Annotated in this window: 18 protein-coding genes, 1 tRNA gene and 1 pseudogene; 8 read left to right on the top strand and 12 right to left on the bottom strand. The window is 62.2% G+C overall.

The features are described from left to right. Nucleotides 1–2 precede the first annotated feature (2 nt). From ACR9ZN_RS26435 to ACR9ZN_RS26425, 3 genes are all read left to right on the top strand, one after another. Nucleotides 3–524 carry a hypothetical protein gene (locus tag ACR9ZN_RS26435; protein ID WP_454812191.1) on the top strand — a complete coding sequence of 174 codons (522 nt, stop codon included), beginning with the start codon at nucleotides 3–5 and terminating at the stop codon, nucleotides 522–524. Nucleotides 525–857: 333 nt separating this feature from the next. Next, nucleotides 858–2,672: a hypothetical protein gene (locus ACR9ZN_RS26430; RefSeq protein ID WP_481273587.1), complete on the top strand. Its 1,815-nt coding sequence runs from the start codon at nucleotides 858–860 to the stop codon at nucleotides 2,670–2,672. Then, nucleotides 2,558–3,592, top strand: a complete 1,035-nt coding sequence (locus tag ACR9ZN_RS26425) for a hypothetical protein (RefSeq protein WP_481273586.1) — start codon at nucleotides 2,558–2,560, stop codon at nucleotides 3,590–3,592. The genes ACR9ZN_RS26430 and ACR9ZN_RS26425 overlap by 115 nt, the downstream gene beginning before the upstream one ends. 245 nt (nucleotides 3,593–3,837) lie before the next feature. Here ACR9ZN_RS26425 and ACR9ZN_RS26420 read toward each other — a convergent pair whose 3' ends face one another. Next, entirely contained in the window at nucleotides 3,838–4,764 is a 927-nt protein-coding gene (locus tag ACR9ZN_RS26420) for a glycosyltransferase family 2 protein (protein ID WP_481273585.1), read from the bottom strand. A gap of 732 nt (nucleotides 4,765–5,496) precedes the next feature. Between ACR9ZN_RS26420 and ACR9ZN_RS26415 the strand changes: the two genes are divergently transcribed. The 4 genes from ACR9ZN_RS26415 to ACR9ZN_RS26400 are packed head-to-tail and all read left to right on the top strand — an operon-like array spanning nucleotide 5,497 to nucleotide 6,995. Continuing rightward, nucleotides 5,497–6,300, top strand: a complete 804-nt coding sequence (locus ACR9ZN_RS26415) for a glycoside hydrolase family 108 protein (RefSeq protein WP_481273584.1) — start codon at nucleotides 5,497–5,499, stop codon at nucleotides 6,298–6,300. Further along, nucleotides 6,297–6,566 carry a hypothetical protein gene (locus tag ACR9ZN_RS26410; RefSeq protein WP_481273583.1) on the top strand — a complete coding sequence of 90 codons (270 nt, stop codon included), beginning with the start codon at nucleotides 6,297–6,299 and terminating at the stop codon, nucleotides 6,564–6,566. The genes ACR9ZN_RS26415 and ACR9ZN_RS26410 overlap by 4 nt, the downstream gene beginning before the upstream one ends. Next, nucleotides 6,553–6,684, top strand: a complete 132-nt coding sequence (locus tag ACR9ZN_RS26405; protein ID WP_481273582.1) for a hypothetical protein — start codon at nucleotides 6,553–6,555, stop codon at nucleotides 6,682–6,684. The genes ACR9ZN_RS26410 and ACR9ZN_RS26405 overlap by 14 nt, the downstream gene beginning before the upstream one ends. Next, complete coding sequence (locus ACR9ZN_RS26400) at nucleotides 6,681–6,995, top strand: hypothetical protein (RefSeq protein WP_454812182.1); 315 nt, start codon at nucleotides 6,681–6,683, stop codon at nucleotides 6,993–6,995. Before ACR9ZN_RS26405 ends, ACR9ZN_RS26400 begins: the two co-directional genes overlap by 4 nt. 133 nt (nucleotides 6,996–7,128) lie before the next feature. Here the strand turns inward: ACR9ZN_RS26400 and ACR9ZN_RS26395 are convergent. The 8 genes and pseudogenes from ACR9ZN_RS26395 to ACR9ZN_RS26360 form a co-directional block, all read right to left on the bottom strand. After that, nucleotides 7,129–7,205 (bottom strand) — tRNA-Arg (locus tag ACR9ZN_RS26395). Nucleotides 7,206–7,263: 58 nt separating this feature from the next. Then, the gene (locus ACR9ZN_RS26390; protein ID WP_481273581.1) at nucleotides 7,264–7,986 is read right to left on the bottom strand and encodes a DUF2461 domain-containing protein; all 723 of its coding nucleotides are present in this window, start codon (nucleotides 7,984–7,986) and stop codon (nucleotides 7,264–7,266) included. Between the two features lie 76 nt (nucleotides 7,987–8,062). Further along, nucleotides 8,063–10,072, bottom strand: a complete 2,010-nt coding sequence (locus ACR9ZN_RS26385; protein WP_481274395.1) for an ASKHA domain-containing protein — start codon at nucleotides 10,070–10,072, stop codon at nucleotides 8,063–8,065. Nucleotides 10,073–10,278: 206 nt separating this feature from the next. Next, nucleotides 10,279–11,178, bottom strand: coding sequence for a methyltetrahydrofolate cobalamin methyltransferase (locus ACR9ZN_RS26380; RefSeq protein ID WP_481273580.1), 900 nt, complete (start codon nucleotides 11,176–11,178; stop codon nucleotides 10,279–10,281). A gap of 142 nt (nucleotides 11,179–11,320) precedes the next feature. Beyond that, a pseudogene (locus ACR9ZN_RS26375) lies at nucleotides 11,321–12,249 on the bottom strand (prephenate/arogenate dehydrogenase family protein). Between the two features lie 198 nt (nucleotides 12,250–12,447). Further along, nucleotides 12,448–13,152, bottom strand: coding sequence for a glutathione S-transferase N-terminal domain-containing protein (locus ACR9ZN_RS26370; RefSeq protein WP_441772871.1), 705 nt, complete (start codon nucleotides 13,150–13,152; stop codon nucleotides 12,448–12,450). A 65-nt stretch (nucleotides 13,153–13,217) separates the two neighbouring features. Further along, on the bottom strand, nucleotides 13,218–14,309 hold the full coding sequence (locus tag ACR9ZN_RS26365; protein ID WP_454812152.1) for a pyridoxal phosphate-dependent aminotransferase: 1,092 nt from the start codon (nucleotides 14,307–14,309) through the stop codon (nucleotides 13,218–13,220). A 17-nt stretch (nucleotides 14,310–14,326) separates the two neighbouring features. Continuing rightward, complete coding sequence (locus ACR9ZN_RS26360; protein ID WP_454812151.1) at nucleotides 14,327–15,121, bottom strand: chorismate mutase; 795 nt, start codon at nucleotides 15,119–15,121, stop codon at nucleotides 14,327–14,329. Nucleotides 15,122–15,458: 337 nt separating this feature from the next. On the opposite strand from ACR9ZN_RS26360, the gene ACR9ZN_RS26355 reads away from it, so the two are divergent. Beyond that, nucleotides 15,459–15,764, top strand: coding sequence for a hypothetical protein (locus tag ACR9ZN_RS26355; protein WP_441772873.1), 306 nt, complete (start codon nucleotides 15,459–15,461; stop codon nucleotides 15,762–15,764). Nucleotides 15,765–15,912: 148 nt separating this feature from the next. On the opposite strand, the gene ACR9ZN_RS26350 is transcribed toward ACR9ZN_RS26355, so the two are convergent. The 3 genes from ACR9ZN_RS26350 to ACR9ZN_RS26340 form a co-directional block, all read right to left on the bottom strand. After that, a complete protein-coding gene (locus tag ACR9ZN_RS26350) occupies nucleotides 15,913–17,274 on the bottom strand; it encodes an ABC1 kinase family protein (protein WP_481273579.1) in 1,362 nt (453 codons plus the stop codon). A 107-nt stretch (nucleotides 17,275–17,381) separates the two neighbouring features. Further along, nucleotides 17,382–17,840, bottom strand: coding sequence for a YaiI/YqxD family protein (locus ACR9ZN_RS26345; protein WP_441772874.1), 459 nt, complete (start codon nucleotides 17,838–17,840; stop codon nucleotides 17,382–17,384). Between the two features lie 89 nt (nucleotides 17,841–17,929). Then, entirely contained in the window at nucleotides 17,930–18,661 is a 732-nt protein-coding gene (locus tag ACR9ZN_RS26340) for a hypothetical protein (protein ID WP_481273578.1), read from the bottom strand. Nucleotides 18,662–18,693 lie beyond the last annotated feature (32 nt).

The raw sequence follows: 18,693 nt of genomic DNA, 5'->3' as shown, positions 1-18,693 counted from the left end.
CCATGTGCCCACCGCTTTTCGCAGCCATTGGAGCCGGCCTGGCTTCTGCCGCCTCGGCCGCCGGCTCCGCCATATCCGGCATCGGCCTCGGTACGGCCGCCTCGATCGCTGGCACCGGCCTGTCGGCCATCGGCGCCATCCAGCAGGGCAACGCCGCCAAGGCCCAGTCCGACGCCCAGGCCGAGGCCTATCGCCGCCAGGCCCAGATCGAGACGATGACCGGCGAATACCAGGCCGGCCGCAAGCAGGATCAGGTCGACAGCACCATCGGCACGCAGACCGCGCTCACCGGCGGTTCAGGCGTCAATCTCGACGGCTCACCCTCCGACGTCATCGGCTCGACCGCCAGCGAAGGCGCGCTCGACATCGCCGCCATCCGATGGAACGCCAGGAACCAGGCCAACAATCTGAACTACCAGGCCAGGCTCGCCAACATCGCCGGCCGGAATGCCCAGACCGGCGGCTATTTCAATGCAGCCGGCAGCCTGTTCGGCGGACTCGGACGACTGGGAAAAATGGCTTGACCGCGCCGGTGAGGAGTCCGGGCAGAACGGGAATGAAGATAGCCTTTCCTTTCGGAAAAGCCGGATGCCGTCAGCCCAGACGATGGAAGACGGGTTCCATGACTTCGCATGGCGATAGCATCCCTGCCTTGCGTCTCCCAGCTTCCAGCGAATTTCACCTGATCATGCCTTCGGTTTGACCTGGCTCCACGATGCCGGCTGCGGGCCTTGGTGGCGACACCCGCACAGCTGGCTTCAATTCACTTTCCCAAGAAACTCCCGCTCCTCGCCCTTTCCTTCCACCCTTCATGTTCAATCCTGCCCCAAGGCGGCGATTTGCTTGCCGGAGCCCCCATGACCATTCCAAGCTATGACAATCGCCGTTCCTATGCGGGGGACGGCAGCACGACTGCCTTCGCCTTCCCGCCTCCCTTCACGGTCAACACCGATCTCGTGGTACAGATCCGGGCAGCAGACGGAACGAACACCACCAAGATGCTCGGCACGGACTACGCGGTCACGGGTGCCGGCTCTCCCGCAGGTGGCAGCGTGACCATGATGGCAGCGCCGGCAACCGGCACCATGTTGATTATCTACCGCGAGGTGCCGCTCACCCAATCGGTCGATCTGCAGGATGGCGGCCCTTTTCCAGCAAATACGATCAACCGCGCGCTCGACCGCATCACCATGTGGGGCCAACGCCTGAAGGAGCAGGTCGCCGTGCTGGGAACTCTGGCCACCCAGACGGCGTCCGGCCTGATGTCGTCGGCAGACAAGGCGAAGCTCGACGGCATCCAGCCTGGCGCCCAGGTCAACACCGTGACTTCCGTTAATGGCTATACCGGTACGATAGTGCTGGCGAAGGGCGATGTGGGCCTTGGTAATGCCGACAATACTTCGGACACGAACAAACCGGTTTCGGCAGCCCAGCAGACGGCATTCGATACCAAGCTGACACGGGCAAGCAACCTCTCGGACCTGACCAATGTCGCCTTTGCGCGCACGAACCTCGGTGGCGGTGCAACTGGCATCTCCGTCTTTCAGGCCGTCAGTACTTCGACTGCGCTTACGGCGATCGGTGCGTCGGCAACCGGTTTCTCACTGGTCACCGCGGCCAATGCTTCGACGGCCCGGTCCACGCTCGGCTTGGTTATCGGCGCAGATGTACAGGCCTATGATGCAGACCTGGCAGCCATCGCAGCGATAACCCCATCCCAGGGCGATATCCTCTACTACAACGGCACGGCCTGGGCTCGCCTCGCAGCAGGGACAAGCGGCTGGTTTTTGCGCGCGAACGGCACCGGCTCAAATCCAACGTGGGTTCCTGTTCCCGGCGGCGGCGATCTTCTGGCCTCCAATAATCTCTCGGAACTCGCGGCAACGGCCTCAACAGCTCGTGCGAACATCGGTGCCGCGGGCCTGTCGGGAGCTAACTTCACAGGTCCGGTGATTGTCCCCAACCAGTCTGTCAGTGCGGGCGACGGCAACGCCGCCAACACCAAATATGTCTTCGACTTGTTTAACTCCGTCTACAATGTGACGATTGCTCCGCTTGCCTCGCCGGCCTTCACCGGCAACCCAACCGCTCCGACGCCATCTGCCGGCGACAACGACACCAGCATTGCCACGACTGCATTTGTAAAAGGGGCAGTTGGCAATTTCGCCGGTTTTGTCTTTGCCAGCTCCAACATCACCCTTAACGCGGCCGACCACGGAAAGGCCATTCAGGCGAGCGCGGCCAGCCCGTTCAACATAACGCTACCCCTAGGCGGCACATGGGGGGCTGGTGTCGCGGGCCCTGCCGTTCGCGCGTTCAATCATGGCACGGCTGACGTGACGATTGTTCGGCAGGGTGGCGATTTCATCTATTGCCCCCCGGCCGGGCTAGGCGGGGCCAACACCTCCTTGACACTCCGCCCCGGCGAAGATGTTGAACTGATCAATCGCGGCGGGACGGAATGGGATGTCTGCGGCGGCAGCTGGCTTGCATCCAACGCAATAATCATCCCCCAAGAGCCCTTGCGGGGCTTAACGCCGGGTTTGCCGTCGGTGACATGCTTTATGCCGACTCCACCACCACGCTTGCTAAGCTGGCTGATGTTGTGGGTGGAAATGTGCTTCGCTCCGGCGGTGTGGGAGTGGCGCCCTCATGGGGCAAGGTTGGCCTGACCACACATGTGAGCGGAACATTGCCGATCACGAGCGGCGGCACGAACATCACCACTTTTGCAACGGGTGATATCCTCTACGCCAGTGCCGCCAACACGCTCAGCAAGCTCGCCATTGGTTCGACAGGACAGGTACTCGCCATCTCAGGCGGCGTGCCGACCTGGACTTCAAGCAGTTCCGCATGGCCAACTGGCACTCTCAACGGCCTGACTCTGTCGCAGGCATCCACGACAAGTGTCGGCATCGCGGCTGGCGGCTGTGCCAATGAAGATGGCGGCGCTGCCTACAATATGGCGTTGGGCATTGCCATCACGAAAGGGCTCGGAGCCTGGACGGCCGGCACCGGCAATGGCGGCCTCGACACCGGATCGGTCGCCGCGACCACTTGGTATCATGTCCATCTGATCCGGAAGGACAGTGACGGGTCGAGCGATGTGCTGCTATCGATCAGCGCGACCGCGCCGATGATGCCGGCGGGATACACAGCTCGTCGACGTATTGGCGCGATCAGGACGAATGGCAGCTCGCAGATGATGCCATTTGTTCAAGTGGGGGATCAATTCCTTTGGGACATACCGGTCGCCGATGCATTGTCGGCGGTCTCGTCGACCTCGGCCCAATTGGTCGCTCTTTCGGTTCCTCCGGCGATAAATGCCGAAGCTGAGATCGAGTTCAGCGCTGAAAGCACAACCTTCGGCTATGTCCTTGTGTCGTCCCCCTTGACGTCCGATCAAGCGCCTTCCTCCACGGCTGCTCCCTACTTTACGGTGATCGCGGCATCGGCAGGGAGCCGGGGTTACGCCCGACTGCGCATTCGAACCAATGGCAGCGGCCAGATCCGGCACCGTAATACCAGTAGCGCCTCGACCACGGTCATTATCACCACCCTCGGGTGGATCGACACACGGGGAAGGGTGTGATGCCATTCGTCAAACGAGAGAGCTGTGCTATCGGCAGCGTCTATCGCGCCATGCAGTCTGGGTCCGCTGAAGAATGGTTGAAGAGCTGTATGCTGAGACAGCCACAACCGACGCCCACTTGAACTCACAGCCTATTGGGTTACGGCGCATGTGGCGGGACGGCCAGATATTCACAACATCGGATGCAATGTACCCGATCGTGAAAAACCCTCGTATTATCAGATTGTTGGCGCCCGCAGCCTAGGTCAATAACGAAACAGAGTGCGCTTGATGATCTTTCGCATCGGATAGACGCGTTTTCCTGCATAGGCTCGATTGGCGATCTTGAGTGCGACTCGTGTGAAGGGATCAAAATCACGCTCGTCAACTAGGCTATCGCAATAAATGCGGAACTTCCTTCGCAATTCGATGAGATCTCCGAGGGGTTGGCGCTGACCTTGGCGTGGTCCATATGCTTTAGGCGTCTCACGCTGAATGAATACAGCATCCGGCGCCATGGCAACCTGACGGTCCAAGAAGTTGGGGTAGAGGGTTAGGTGATCGGCAGACCACGCATGGGGAAACTCTTCCCAAATGCGACTAGCCAGTTTTTGTATCGTAAGGGTATCCCACAAGCCATAGAACCAGCCCGCGTGAGATCCAAACATCAGACTAAGGATATCTAACAAGGCTACGGAGTGGCGGTGGGTCGTTGGACTGATACGTTGAATTCGGTGCCCCTCAGTTCTTTCGAACTGGATTGTTCCAGCAGCCAGGCAGGTGCCGGATTCGCGCTTTAAAGCCGCAACGAGTTTCTCAACATAATTCAGTGACGACAGATCATCATGGGCACGCCACATAAAATAGGGAGTCGTTGCGTGATTGAGAGGGTCGCTGAAATTTCGAAACGCTCCCACGTTTTCGGGGCGCCGAATGTATTTAATCCGGTGATCTCTGGCAGCGAACTCTTCAATAATCGACTGGGTGCGATCAGTTGACGCGTTATCATAAATCAGGATTTCGATATCTTGAAAACTCTGATTGACTATACATGCCAAGCACTCAGGAAGTTGTGCTTCTCCATTGTACACCGGAATTCCAATTGTAACTTCCGCCAAGGGTTCAACTTTCCATTCTAAAAATGCTGGAGATTTCCCTAGCGCGCTTACCGAAACAAGCCAAGGGGATTCCAATTTCGCTTCCGTTACCCGAGGCAGCAGTTCAGCCAGACACTCACGGTAAATCAAACACTTGCCGGTGTTCTCACTGAAATTTTGCCTCCTCGAATGAATTAAACATCGAAGATGATCGGCCTCCGTAGTGGGAGCAAGAGTAGTGAAAAACACAAAAACGGTCGGTTTTGAGTATGTCTCCGACCACCAATGGGGTCTGATTTTTCTTCATCTGGCCATTATGCGTCGGGATGTAGCTCTGCGAGCGATGCGCTGAATGTGTTCGAAAGTACGCGCGATGAAGCCATTTTTAGTTGGATTGCTCGCAGAAGTAACGACGGCGTTTTCCTTGTGATTGCCGAGGCGAGGACCGATGCGCCTCTCGAATTTGTTCAACTCACAGACATCTATCGCAGAAATGGAACCTGCGTGACAGGGATAGCTCTGTTGGAAGAGGCCTGCGTCAAGGGGTTTGGCTGAAAAGTCATGGTCATGCTCATGGGAAGAATGTTTCGAATATATTTGGAAAATTAGATCCGAATATATGAGTACTGTAACGTTGTATATATTTCAAGTATTTATATAAATTGACCTTATTGGATCATATTTCTTCGAAAATTTTCATATATTTAGTATATATTTAGTAAAAAAATCGAAAAATGTGATACATACAAATATATCGACAATTTATATTTATAAAATTTTATTGAACCTAACAATTCCGCTTCTTTTGAGTTTTTTATTGAGGTTATCATGAGCGACACCCTCGCCCAAACCATCAAGCTCGTCTTTGGCTCCGAAGGCGACTATGTGAACCATCCGCGTGATCCGGGCGGCGCCACGAAATATGGGATCACGGCTGCCACCCTGGGCGCCTCGCGCCGGCTTGGCCGCAAGGCCACGCCGGATGAGGTCAAGCGTCTGACGCTGACGGAGGCGGCCCGGATCCTGGACAAGCAGTATGCACAGCCCCTGCGCTATCCGGAACTGCCGGTCGGCCTCGATTATGCATTATTCGATTATGCCGTGAATTCCGGCCCAGCCCAGGCTGTGAAAACACTGCAGCGCCTCCTCGCTGTCGAGGCCGACGGCATAGTGGGCCTGAAGACGCTGGAGGCCATCCGCAGGCGCGATATAGCCGACCTCATCGACAAATTGCAGGACGCCCGCTTGCGGTTCCTGCGCGGCCTCAAGACCTGGCCAACCTTCGGCAAGGGTTGGAGCGCCCGAGTTGCGCATGTGCGGGAAAGTGCTCTCCGCCTGGCCGATGGCGTCGCCACCGCCATTCCTCCGTCTCCTGTCGGCCTGGAGAGCGCCACGCCCGCAGATGCCAAGGTCTCCTCGACCATCGCCGGCAAGGGCACCATCGTGGCCACGATCGGCACGGCCGGCGCCACCATCGGCGCCGCCAAGGACACGCTGCAGCCGATCACCGGCAATGGCGGCGTGGTCGACATCGTCTTCGCCCTACTGGTCGCCTGCGGCAGCATCGCGGCGATCGCGGGCCTCGCCATTATCGCTTATCGGCAGGCGAAACATCGGGAGGCAGCAGCATGATCGCCACCGCGCTCGCCTTGTTTCGCCTTATCCCACCGCCCCTGTTGCTGCGAGCGCTGGCAGTTGCCGCCGCCTTGGTAGCGCTCTGGCTTTTCATCCAAGATCGCGAGCGAGCCGCAACGGAGCGAGCCGCCGCCAACATCGAAAGGGCAAATCATGCGGCCAAGGAGCGCTTCGTCGATGCCAGCGGTGCGGTCAATCGCTGCTACAGCACTGGTGGCGACTGGGATCGCTTTGAGCGGGTGTGCAAGCATGCCACCCGTTGATCGCCCCTGCGGCGTGATTACCGACAGCCTGCGGGACGTGCAGGCCGTCTCGCGCGAGAGCAATCGCCGCCTGGCCGTTCACTACGAAGGTGGCCGGGCAGCGGGGTGCTGGCCATGAGCGAGAGAGAACATTGGAGTGTGGACAAGAAGATCCCACTCGCCCTGGTGATCACCCTGTTGATCCAGACTGGAGGTGTCGTTTGGTGGTCGAGCCAGCTCAACAGCCGTGTCACCGTCGTCGAGGAGCGCAACCTCAAGCTCGAGGTAGAAATAGGCAAGCTCAAGGATGGTAGTTTCGAAGTTCGCGAGCGCTTCGCAAGGGCCGAAACCACGATGCAGGCCTTCGTGGAAACGACACGCCGCATCGAGGCCAAGCTCGATCGCCTCATCGACGACAAACAGCCGTCGAGAACCGCCAGTCCTCGTTAATCGATTGGCATCTTTTCGGCGAACATGCCTCTTGCGGTCTTCGATCGGTGGAAATTTTGGTTTCGGATAGCGCAGACCATAGCTCGGGAACCCGGCTCGCGACCGAAGAATACAGAAAAATCAAGAGTTTGCGTGGCGTCCCGGAAGGGATTCGAACCCCTGACCTACGGTTTAGGAAACCGTTGCTCTATCCTGCTGAGCTACCGGGACAGCCTTGGCGCCACGAAAACCCGTTTGCGGCGCAAAGGTCAAGCCCTTTCCGTGTCATTCAACCGCGTTCCGGCTCCAGCACCGCCAGGGCTGCCCAGCCGAAGTCGAGCAGCGGCAAGGCATCTTCGATGAGGCCGGTGCAGGCATCGACGAGCTTGGGGCTACGAATCAACGTGTCCGGCAGGGGCCGCTTCACCACGATCGATTTCAGCTTCAGGGCGGCGATGAGATCGGCATCCTCGATGCCGGTGGCTTCACGCGGCGGGCGCTTCAGGCTCCATTGTGGATCGAAGGCGAGCCCCGCAGCGCCAAGCTTGGCGTTCATGGCACGGAAACGTCCGGGGGCGCCGACGATCGCCTGGCGAAAGGCGGCGAGTTGCTTCGGCTCGAGATCATAGAAACCGACGGCGGCAAAGCAGCCTTCGGGCGAGACGTGAAAATAAGTGAGGCCAGGGTCATTCTTGGCGCCTGAACGCGTCATCACCGCGCCGGCGTGGGTCTTGTAGGGGCGCTTGTCCTTGGCGAAGCGTACGTCGCGATGGATGCGGAAGAGTGCGCTCTTCGGCGTGCCGCGCATCGGCAGGCCCTTGGCGATGCAGGTCGCGTTGACGGCTTCGATCAGGGCCGAAAAGGGCGCCAGCACGTCGCTGTCATACAGGCCCCGATTCTCCTGGAACCAGTCGCGGTTCATATGGAATTCGAGCGCCTTGAGGAAGGGCAATGCCTTCTCGCCGAAGCCGGTGAAGGAAGCGGGCATGGGCAATCCTTGGAGTGCTGACATCACCCCTTCCTATCGCGGAAAGCCTGGTGTTTCCAAGAGAGGGGCTGATATCATGAGATGGGGCATGTCACTGCCATCAGCCCCTCCGGCGTCGACGCTCACGGCCCCCGCCCCCCTCGCCATCGCCACTGCCACGCTTGAAGGTGACGCCAAGCGCCGCCTCCAGATAGGGGAACGGGTCGGATTTGTGCGGGATCGCCATGGCGCCGACGAAATGGGCTTGGAAGGAAGGCTCGATCGCGGTCTCCACCTTCTCGATACGGCGCACCACATCCTCGATCTCCGTGCGGGCCGAGGCATTGAGCAAAGCGATGCGGGCTCCGGTGCCGGCGGCATTGCCGGCCGAGCCGACCTTGTCGAGTTCGCAATCGGGCACCAAGCCGAGGATCATGGCGTGCTTGACGTCGATATGGCTGCCAAAGGCGCCGGCCAGGGTGATGCGGTCGACAGCGGTGACGCCGTAGCGGTCCATCAGGAGGCGCACGCCGGCATAGAGCGCGGCCTTGCCGAGCTGAATCGCACGCACGTCGTTCTGGGTGATGGCGATGCGCGGCTCACCCTCGCGGACAAGATATTTGAAGGTGCGCCCATCTTCCTCGACACGCGGCGAACGGGCCGCCATGGTACCGTCAACGACGCCATCGGGCGTGATCAGGCCCGCGAGCAGCATCTCGGCGATCGCCTCGATGACGCCTGAACCGCAAATGCCGGTGACGCCGGTACGCACCACCGCCTTGTCGAAGCCCGGCTCGTCCGACCACAGATCCGAGCCGATCACCTTGTAGCGCGGTTCCAGCGTGACGGGATCGATGCGCACGCGCTCGATGGCGCCGGGCGCAGCACGCTGGCCCGAGGAGATCTGGCCGCCCTCGAAGGCCGGGCCCGTGGGCGAGGAGCAGGCGAGCAGGCGCTCGCGATTGCCCAGCACGATCTCCGCATTGGTGCCGACATCGACCACCAGCGACACTTCCGGCCTGAGATAGGGCCCTTCCGAAAGCACGACGCCGGCGGTGTCAGCCCCGACATGGCCGGCGATGCAGGGCAGCACATAGACATAGGCGCCGCTGGAGAGCGGCAGGTTGAGATGAGCCGCCCGCGTCTGGTAGGCGCCATCGATGGTGAGCGCAAAGGGTGCACCGCCGAGCTCGGTCGGGTCGAGTCCGAGGAAGAGATGGTGCATGATCGGATTGGCGACCACCGTCATCTCCAGAATGTCGTTGGAGTTGAGGCCGACCTCCTTGGTGACCGACACGGCGAGCTCGGCGATCGCCTCGCGCACCGCCGTGGTCAGCTCGACATCGCCGCCCGGGTTCATCATCACATAGGAGACGCGGCTCATCACGTCTTCGCCGAAGCGAATCTGCGGGTTCATGATGCCGGAAGAAGAGAGCACCTCGCCGCTGGCGAGATCGCATAGATGCGCCGCGATGGTGGTGGAGCCGATATCGACGGCCAGCCCCACCCCCTGCTCATGCAGGCCGGGCCAGATGCCGACGATCTCCCGCTTGTGCCTGACAGCCACCGTCACCGACCACTGCCCCTGGCGCAGGGACCATTGCAGCAGACGCAGCGATTCCAGCGGCGCCGTGACGTCCTTGAGTCCCCATTGCTGCTCCAGAGCCTCCTGCAGGCGGCGGAAATCACTGGAAGGCTCGTGCATGTCGGGCTCGCGTACCTCGACATAGTGCAGCGCCACGACCGGTTCGATGGCGATGTCGCGGATCGCCGCACTCTTGCGCACGACCTGGCGATGCACCTGGCTGTCGGGCGGTACGTCGATGACGACGTCGCTGCATAGTTTGGTCTGGCAGCCGAGGCGCCGGCCCTCGGCGAGCGGCCCACGCTTGGAAACGTAGCGCTCCTCCACCGCGTTCCATTCGGTGACGTGCTCCGGTGCCGAAACGATGCCGAGCTTGGGGAATTTGCCGTCACCGACCTCGATCTGGCAGCGCCCGCAAATGCCGCGCCCGCCGCAGACCGAATCGAGGTCGACGCCAAGCTTGCGAGCCGCTTCGAGGACGGAGGTACCTTCGGGAAAACGGCCGCGCTTGCCGGAGGGTGCGAAGAAGACGAGCGGATTGGTCATCGGCGGGGCCTTGAATGTCTGCCGCAACGGCCGATCCTCCTTCTCCCCTTGCGAGAGAAGGTGGCCGAGCGAAGCGAGGTCGGATGAGGGGAGCTTCGCGACCTTCTAATCTGGCTCTTCGTTTCTTGGCAACAAACCGATAGGTACGTCCACCCCTCATCCGCCCCTATCGCGGCCCCTCCCCACAAGGAGGGAGAGTGAGATCGTCAGCCGCGCGCGCGACGTCGTTCGCGGCGGCCGGCGCCTTCGGCGGCTTCCGGCTGCGGCTCGCGGAACTTCTTGATCCAGCTCATGCAGTTAGGATCATGACCCATCACGACGTCGGCGCCGAGGATGGCCTGGATGTCTTCAAGATGTAGCGGATTCATGATCGCCGAGGTCATGCCGGCGCCGATCATCATCGGCAGGAAGGAGGCGTTGAGGCCGCGGCGGTTCGGCAGGCCAAAGGAGAAATTGGAGGCGCCGCAGGTGGTGTTGACCTTCAGTTCTGTCTGCAGGCGGCGCAAGAGATGCATCAGCTTGCGGCCGGCATCGTTGATAGCGCCCACCGGCATCACCAAGGGGTCGACCACGATGTCCTCGCGCGGGATGCCGTAATCGGCGGCGCGCTCGACGATCTTCTTGGCAACCTCATAGCGCACATCGGGATCTTCGGAGATGCCGGTCTCGTCATTCGAGATAGCAACGACGGCGGCATTGTATTTCTTCACCAGCGGCAGCACGCGCTCCAGGCGCTCTTCCTCGCCGGTGACGGAATTAACCAGCGGCTTGCCCTTGTAAACGGAAAGACCGGCTTCCAGCGCCTCGACGATGGACGAGTTGATCGAGAGCGGCACCGGCACGGTGTCCTGCACCAGCTTGATGCATTCGGCCAGGATCTTCGGCTCGTCGGCAAGCGGGATGCCGGCATTGACGTCCAGCATCTGGGCGCCGGCCTCGACCTGGGCGATCGCGTCGGAGACGACACGCGAATAGTCGCCGGCCGCCATCTCGGCGGCGAGCAGCTTACGGCCCGTCGGATTGATGCGTTCGCCGATCATGACGAAGCGCTTGTCGAAGCCCAGCACGACCTTTTGCTTTTCCGAAGTAATAACCGTTTCGGTCATGGTCTTTCCGTTCCGCCTTGGAGAGAAGTCACCTGTTAATTAAGGTCGCAACCGGGCCAGCCGCTAGCCTGCAAACGACAGGATTTGGCGGCGTTGACGAGGCTGATGGCGGCCGTGCGACAGGCCTCATTGGCGACAGGCTTCATTGCTTGCCATGCGGACGACCGAAATCGGGAGCGGCCGTCTCCTGGCCCTGGTCGATGATCGAGCGGCGCACGGCGCGGGTGCGGGTGAACAGGTCGAACAACTTGTCGCCTTCCCCCAGCGGATCGCCCGCTGCAGATAGGCCAGGTCCTCCGAGAAGCGGCCGAGCACTTCCAGCACGGCCTTCTTGTTGTTGAGGAAGACGTCGCGCCACATGGTGGGATCGGAGGCGGCGATACGCGTGAAGTCGCGGAAACCGCCGGCTGAGAACTTGATCACCTCCGACTGCGTCACCGCCTCCAGATCGTCCGCGGTGCCGACAATGTTGTAGGCGATGAGATGCGGGACATGGCTGGTGACGGCGAGCACGAGGTCGTGATGCTCCGGCGTCATGCATTCCACCTTGGAACCGAGTCTTTCCCAGAACGCGCGATAGCGCGCCAGGGCCTCGGCGTCGATGTTCTCGGCCGGCGTGAAGATGCACCAGCGATTCTCGAACAGTTCGGCAAAGCCGGCATCGGGACCTGAATGCTCGGTGCCGGCCACCGGATGGGCCGGGATGAAATGCACACCCGCGGGCAGGAAGGGCGACATCTGCGCCACCACGGCGCCCTTGACCGAGCCGGTATCCGAGATGATGGCGCCGGACTTGAGATGCGGAGCGATGATCTCCGTCACCACGCCGAAAGCGCCCGAGGGCACGCAGAGGATGACACAGTCCGCGTCCACCACGGCGGCGCCGAAATCCGTGGTGGCGACATCGGCGATGCCGAGCTCTTCAACGCGACCAACTACATTCGGCGAAAGATCCGCCGCCACCAGCGTCCGGGCAAGCCTATAGCTGCGTGCCGCTCGTAGGATGGAGGAGCCGATCAGGCCGATCCCGATCACGCAGAGCCGGTCAAAGAGAAAGGGAGCGTCAGACATGGGAACCCTGGAACTTTCGCCTTCTGTGCACGATGAGACGGGGGAAGGCAAATCCTCCGCAAGAGCGCGGAGGATTTGCCTTCCCCCGAACCTTAACGTCTCGAATGAAAAGCGACGCGGCTGTCTTTAGCCGCGTCGCTTTTTTTCTGTATCAATAAAGGTTGAAGAGACGGCAGGAGGCTGGTTGTCCCGGGAGCGTCAGTCCCGTTTCGGGATCTCCAGCCCGCGCTGTACCGCCGGGCGGGCGAGGCCGCGCTCGAGCCAGGCCGGCACGCGCTCCAGGCTGGCATAATCAACCAGTTCGCCGGCGCCGTAGAAGCCGACGAGGTTGCGCACCCAGCCAAGCGTGGCGATGTCGGCGATGGTATAGTCGGCACCCATCAGCCAGTCGCGGCTCTCCAGGCGTGTTTCGAGCACGCCGAGCAGGCGCTTGGATTCGGCTCGGTAGCGTTCGAGCGGACGCTTGTCCTCGATCTCCCGGCCGGCGAATTTGTGGAAAAAACCGACCTGGCCGAACATCGGTCCGATTGCCGCCATCTGGAAGAACACCCATTGGATGGTCTCGTAGCGGGCAGCGGCATCAGCCGGCAGGAACTTGCCGGTCTTCTCGGCGAGATAGAGCAGGATGGCGCCGGATTCGAACAGGCCGAGTGGCTTACCGCCCGGGCCATCGGGATCGATGATAGCCGGGATCTTGCCATTGGGATTGAGCGAGAGGAATTCGGGACCCCAGGTCTCGTTCTTGCCGATGTCGATGAGATGCGGCTCATAGGCGAGCCCGGTCTCCTCCAGCATGATCGATACCTTCACACCATTGGGCGTGGGCAGCGAATAGAGCTGGATGCGGTCGGGATGCTGGGCGGGCCAGCGCTTGGTGATCGGGAAGGTGGAAAGATCGGACATGAAGGCTCCAGACTGGCTCCCCTTTCCCAGCTCGGGAAAGGGGTTGGGGTGAAGAGGAATCCGCTTTACTGGCCCAGAAACGCCCGCAGCGTTTCGACCACCAGCCGATTGGCTTCCTCCGGGCCGATGGTCAGGCGCAGGGCGTCGGGCAGGCCATAGGCGTCGACGCGCCGCAGGATCAGGCCGCGTTCGGTCAGGAAGGCGTCGGCGTCCCTGGCGCTCTTGCCGGCTTCCTTCGGGAAATGCACCAGCAGGAAATTGCCGACCGAAGGCGTCACGCCCAGGCCGAGGCCGGTGAGCTCACTGGTCAGCCAGGCCAGCCACTCGTCGTTATGGGCAATGGCGGCTGTGACATGGGCTTGGTCTTCGATGGCGGCGATGCCAGCGGCCATGGCTGGGCCAGAGACGTTGAAGGGACCACGGATGCGGTTGACCGCATCGATCACCGCGAGCGGGCCCACCATCCAGCCCAGGCGCAGATTGGCGAGGCCGTAGATCTTCGAGAAGGTGCGGGCCATCACCACATTGGCGCTGGTCGCCACCAGCTCGAGGCCGGACTCATAATCGTTCGCCCGCACATATTCGGCATAGGCGGCATCGAGCACCAGGAGGATGTCGGAACGCAGGCCGGCATGCAGGCGCTTGACCTCGTCGAAGGGCAGATAGGTACCGGTGGGATTGTTGGGATTGGCGAGGAAGACGATCTTCGTCTTCGCGGTCACCCGCGCGAGCAGGGCATCGACATCGGCCGTGTAGTTCTTCTCTGGAGCCACCACCGGCGTGGCGCCAGCCGCAAGGGTCGCGATCTTGTAGACGAGGAAGCCATGCTCGCTATAGACGGCCTCGTCGCCCGGGCCGAGATAGGTATAGGCCAGCAGCGAGAGAAGTTCGTCCGAGCCGGCGCCGCAGATCAGGCGGACGGGATCGAGGCCGTAGCGTGCGGCAATCGCGGCCCGCAGGGCGGAGGAAGCGCCGTCGGGATAGAGTTCGAGCTTCTCGCTTGCGGCGGCATAGGCTGCCTTGGCCTGGGCGCTCGGACCGAGCGGCGTCTCGTTGGACGACAATTTCCAGAGCCTGACGCCAGCAGGCGCCGCCGATTTGCCAGGCACATAGGCATCGATGTCGAGGATGCCCTTGCGGGGAACGGGACCGTTCATGTTTGGGGATTCCAAGATTACTTGAGAGGCAGGACGAAAGCCGGCGCGTGAGAGCCGACCGGCTCGAAACTGGTGCCCACCGGCAGGGCTTCGGCGAGCGCGACGACGGTCTGGCCAGGATGCAGAGCGACCAGCAGGGCCGCACCGGCATGAGCTGGAATGCTCCAGCCCTGCGGCAGCTTGGGCAGGGCAACCGGCAGCACGGCCGAGACCAGCCTGATATCGCTGGTCGAAGGGGGCTCGTCGATCGGCTTGGACAGCACATAGGTCGGTAACGCGGCCGGATGATCGGCCCGCTCGACGAAGGGGAGCCTGGCGATGATCTTGGGCGCTGTCTCCCCTTCAAGGGCACGCCACCAGGCACCAGGCGCCGCTACCGGCACCAGGCCGAGATCGCCGCGCGAATGGCTCAGAGCGTGAATGACGTCGCCGGCATCGTCATGCGTCTCGTAGGGCACGACGAAACCGAAATGGAAGCGGGCGACGTCGCGCATCGCCGCATTGCCGAGGCAGATGTCGCCATGCACCGTATAGGGCGCCTGCACATGGGTGAAGGTGGCGATGATCACCCGCCAGATCGATTCGACGATGTCGACCGGCAGGATGCCGTGATGGCGCCCGACGATCTCGCGCATCATCGAGGCTTCGCGTCCCGGCCGGAAAGCGGAGCCCGAGGCCTGAGAGCGCTTGATGGCGATGAGCTGGTCAATGATCTCGCCACGCTCCATCAGAAGCCCATGCATGGCGGCGTCGATGCGATCGATTTCTTGGCGGAGATCGGCAAGACTGGCAGCCGGTTGCGTCGGGGTCATGGCGGAATCGGAGCATCGAGGGTGGGAAGCCTGTCATAGGCGGATGGGCCGGGGATGGCAACCGCCTGCCCGATCGGTGGACTTCCCCCACAGACATGGCCATCGCCAATACGTTGAATCCTCCGTCATCGCACAACCATAAATAGTTTTCGATCTTCAATGAAAAGTTGCAACCAAAAACCCAAACAATCATTAATAAATATCTCAGCAACACTACAGAAACAAATTTCAAAACTTCGCGAACACTATGTTGATGCCTTACTTATGGCAAAGCTAGGCTCTACTTCTGACATCGCGATGACACGAGAGCACCGCAATATTCCAAAGGGTAAACACGATGAGAATTTTGATCACTTCCGTCTTGGCCGCATGTGGACTGGCAGCGGCAGCGTCCTGCGCCCAGGCCGATGGCATCACCGACTTCTATTCGATCCAGCGCGGCTTCGGTTATGACGAAGCCAAGACACCTGTCGCGCCGGCGGCCATGCCTTTGTGGAACGCCAATGCCGGACAGGGCGTCGATCCAGCGGTGGAGGCGGCGCCCGGCGTGGAAGCGCCCACTGCCCCGATGACGACGCGCCGGGTGCATCACGCCGCCATGCGGCATCCGCTGCATCACCGGAGCGAAGCCCCAGCTTCCTGAATAAGGGGGCAGGAGCGTCAATGGACGCTCCTCAGACCTGACTAACCTCCCGTCATTGCGAGCCCAATCGATCCTGAGGATCGATTGGGCGAGACAACTCGGGAGTGGCAGGCTTCACGCTCGGTGACACCTGGAGCCGGTTTCGGCTTTACAAACCAACCTCGGCGAGCGCGGCCTGTTGCCGGGCTGCCACGGTCTCGATCGAAAAGTCCTCGATCGCCGCCTCGAACAGGCGGTGGAAGTTCAGTTCCGCGCGCAAATGCAGGAACACGCCGCCGAGCCCGATCGCGGCGCGATCCATGAACACGAATTCGCGCGGCACCGTCACCGGGCCTTTCTGCTTGAGTGCCTGATGCACGGCATAGGCTTCCCTTCGGCCATATTCGGACGGGGCCACGCCATCGGCGATGGTGCGCACCCGATCGTCGAGCAGCGGGCCGAAGATGAAGCGTGCCCACAGGTTCAGCGTCTCGATCAGGTCCTTGCTCAGCTTGCGGAAGCCCCAGCTCTCATAGGCATGCACCACGCGCTCGGCCTCGCCGTGCAGGAGGCCGCGATAGAGTTCGACCACACCGCCCACGAAGGCCGGCGGGAAGATGCGGATGCAGCCATAATCGAGCAGGTTGATGCCTGCAGGCTCGCCCCCCTCGCTGAACACGGTGTAATTGCCCAGATGCGGGTCGCCGTGGATGATGCCGATATGGGCATAGGGCTGCCACCAGGCCGCGAACATCGACGCCGCCAGCCGGTTGCGCACGGCAAGGTCCTCCTCCTTGAAGGCGAGGATACGCTCGCCCGTGAGCCAGTCCATGGTGAGCAGCCGGCCAGTGGAAAGCTCGGGCCATACCCGCGGCGCCCGCACGTCGCTGATGCCGAGCGAGGCGAAGGCGTTGCGGTAGAGCGCGGTATGCTTGGCCTCGCGGCGATAGTCGAGCTCCTCGCGCACCCGCTCGCCGATCTCCTGGTAGATTTCGCGCGTGTCGATGGCCGGATCGAAGCGCCGGTGCAGGGCGAACAGCACCTGCAACTGGGAAAGATCGGCCTCCACGGCCGACTGCATGTCGGCATATTGCAGCTTGCAGGCCAGGGCGGTGCCGTCCTTGGCGGTGGCGCGATGGACCTGGCCGAGCGAGGCGGCCGCCGCCGGTTCGTGCTCGAAGCTGGCGAAGCGCCCGGCCCAGTCCGGCCCGAGCTCGGCCATCATGCGCCGCTTGACGAAGGCCCAGCCCATGGGCGGTGCCTGGCTCTGCAGCTTGGAGAGTTCGGCGGCATAATCAGGCGGCAGCGCATCGGGAATGGTGGAGAGCAACTGGCCGACCTTCATCAGCGGCCCCTTCAGCCCGCCGAGCGCCTTGGCCAGCGCCGCCGCATTGGAGCTCGAGGAAGCCCCGCCCCCCATGAGCCGCGAACCGGCCATGCGGGCCGCTACGCCGCCGACATTGACGCCGACCCGGGCATAACGCCTCGCTCTGGCCGAAAGCCGGTTCGCCTCGTCGTCATGCTCGGACATGAAAATCTCCTGGCTGCCCCACTCTAGATAGGCGCATGCCGCCGAAGCGCCAAGCGACAGGGTGGCGCAGGGAATGCGGGAACCCTTCTCCCCGCCGGACGGAGCCGTTACCCGCCCGCCCGCTTCAGCCGCATGATCGCCGTGTCCAGGGCCTGCAGGAAGGCCGAGCGGTCCTTGGCGGCAAAGGGCCTCGGGCCGCCGGTCATCTCGCCGGTGGAGCGCAGATGCTCCATCAGGTTCCGGGTGGCGAGCGCCATGCCGATGGAGGCTTCGGTGAAGGGCTTGCCGGTGGTGCCTATCACCTGGGCGCCGACCGCGATGCAGCGGCTGGCGAGCGGGATGTCGTTGGTGATGACCACGGCCTGCGGCGTCGCGCGCGCCGCAATCCAGTCATCCGCGGCGTCAGGGCCGGCCTGCACCAGCACGAATTCGATCAGGGGATCGCGCGGCACGCGCATGAAGCTGTTGGCGACGACATGGGTCTTGAGCCCGTGCCTGATGGACACGCGGAATACCTCGTCCTTGACGGGGCAGGCATCGGCGTCGACGAAGATCTCGATGGGCATGGTGAGGCGATAACGCCTTTTCGGCCTCAGGGCAAAGCGCGTTTTGGCGAAGAGCCCGTTTTGCCCTCACGCCTCGTTTCGGCGCGTCTTCAGGTGCCATGGCCCGAAGACGGGTCGTCCTCGTGCCCGAGGGATCCCAGCCCCAGGCCCATTCCTCCTCCCATTCCGGCACCGGTGCCGCCGCCCATTCCTCCTCCCATGCCGCCGCCACCGCCCCCACCTTGGCGGCCCTCCTCCTTGCCGCGCTCCCCCTTGCCGCCGCCGCCCGAGGCGGAGGGGCGTGCAGGCCCCTGCGCCGGCAGCTCGATATCGGCGGGGATCGGGGCGAGGTCGAGGGCCTCGCGGATGAAGGCGCGCAGGGAGATCACCAGTTCCTGGGTGTGGACGGGATGGCCGGCGACCAGTTCGCGCGCCGCGCGGCTGGCGAGGCGCACATGCTCCTCGGTGCCGAGCAGGACGATGTCCGACAAGGCTGCCTCGACCGCGTCGCGGATGCGGCGGGCCCTGTCGGAGCGCGCCACCTTGTCGGCGCTGAGGTCGAGCACGTCCGCCGCTCCCTCAGGCGGAGCAGAGGGCCGGCGCAGGTCGCGCAGATGCATCGGATCGACGGTAAGGTCGCCGGTGAAGGAGCCGCCGAGCGTGCGATAGGCCGCGATCAGCGTACGTACCCGCTCGTTGATCTGCCGGTTCAGGCGTTCGCGCCGCTGCTGGATGGTGACCATCGCCAGCAGGCGAATGCCGACGCCGATCAGCGTGAAGAGCGCGAGGCCGATCACCGTTGCCAGCAGGTTCTGCCAGGAGGTGAAATCAATGTTGCGCAAAAGCTCCTCCTCGCCCGCCCGCCCGGCATGCC

Source organism: Labrys sp. HAY1-8F, assembly GCF_056754975.1.
This window is presented reverse-complemented; position numbering and strand designations above follow the sequence as displayed.